Origin of the sequence: Photobacterium rosenbergii (assembly GCF_003026455.1) — a bacterium.
Lineage (GTDB): Bacteria > Pseudomonadota > Gammaproteobacteria > Enterobacterales > Vibrionaceae > Photobacterium > Photobacterium rosenbergii.
In genome coordinates, this window is sequence record NZ_PYMB01000059.1 from 1 (window position 1) to 1257 (window position 1257).

Below are 1257 nucleotides of genomic sequence, written 5' to 3' on the forward strand. Positions count from 1 at the left end.
TGATGTGACTCCCTAAAAGTAGACACCTCTTTATCAGGAATAAGAGGTGTTCATATGAAAGTTGTAAGTCGACGAAGTTTTTCTGATGAGTTTAAGCTTGCTGCAGTTCAAGAATCTATCGATTCCCCAGATACTGTTAAAGCCGTTGCTGCTAGGTTAGGGATAAGCCCAAAGCTATTAGCCAAATGGAGAAGCAAGCTTGTGACTAGAAAGGAATCATCAAAACCCATCAAGAACACAGGTCCTAGCCAGAGCCTCAAGGAGCTTGAGGCCGAAAACAAAAGGCTGCGCAAACAACTTGAGCGTGCAGAACTGGAGAACGAAATCCTAAAAAAGGCGAAGGAGTTCTTCGACAGCCAGCAAAAGTAAAATTTGCTTATATACATAGAATTAGCTCTGTCAGAAGAACGGTAGGACTGATGTGCGACGTGTTAGGCGTATCGCGTTCAGGTTATTACAAGTGGAGAAAACGTCAGCCCTCGAAGCGCACCCTATACAATCAAAGGCTGCTGGATTTTTTGCGTCACCAGATAGGTAAGCATCACCGCATCCTTGGTTATCGTAAGCTTTGGGAAGAGGCTGTAGCTCACGGCTATGACTGTAATAAGAAGCGTGTTCAGTCCCTGCTTCAACAGATAGGGTATCGCTCGAATGCTTGTAAGAGACGCTTTGGCGTAGTCAGGCCAAGGGAGGTCATGTCTAGAGCTCCGAACTACCTTGATAGGAAGTTCTCTGTAGATACACCGAACCGTGTCTGGGTCTCTGATATTACTCAGATCCGCTGTCGTGAGGGCTGGCAGTATCTGTGTGTCATTATCGATTTATACTCCCGCCGCGTTATCGGTTGGGCGAGCAGTTACATGAACTCGGCGGAGATGGTTCTACGAGCCTTGAAGAAGGCTTGGAAAGCACGCAAGCCAACGGGTGGTGCATTGATGTTCCACTCGGATCAAGGCACGCAGTACCGCTGCTATGACGTGTTGAAATGGTTAACCAAAAGGAAAGTGACAGTCAGCATGTCGAGGAAAGGAAACTGCTGGGATAATGCGTGTTCAGAAAGCTTTTTCGGTTTGATGAAGAAGGAGTGGTTCTCCAACCTTGAGCAGTTGTCACGAAAGGAAATGGTTGCGGAGTGTCGCAACTATATCGATGGCTATTACAATATAGTCAGAAGGCATGGGACTAATGGTGGACTGAGTCCCATGATGTACGAACTTGGAAACTAACCCCCGTGTCTACTTTACGGGGGTCATATCA

1 protein-coding gene is annotated in these 1257 nt (G+C 46.8%); it reads left to right on the top strand.

Features of this window, described 5'->3' with window-relative positions:
• The first annotated feature begins 54 nt into the window (after positions 1-54).
• A protein-coding gene (locus C9J01_RS29325) for an IS3 family transposase (RefSeq protein WP_107301572.1) occupies positions 55-1226 on the top strand; the annotation gives its coding sequence in 2 pieces (ribosomal slippage) (positions 55-328 and positions 328-1226; 1173 coding nt in all).
• Positions 1227-1257: the final 31 nt, after the last annotated feature.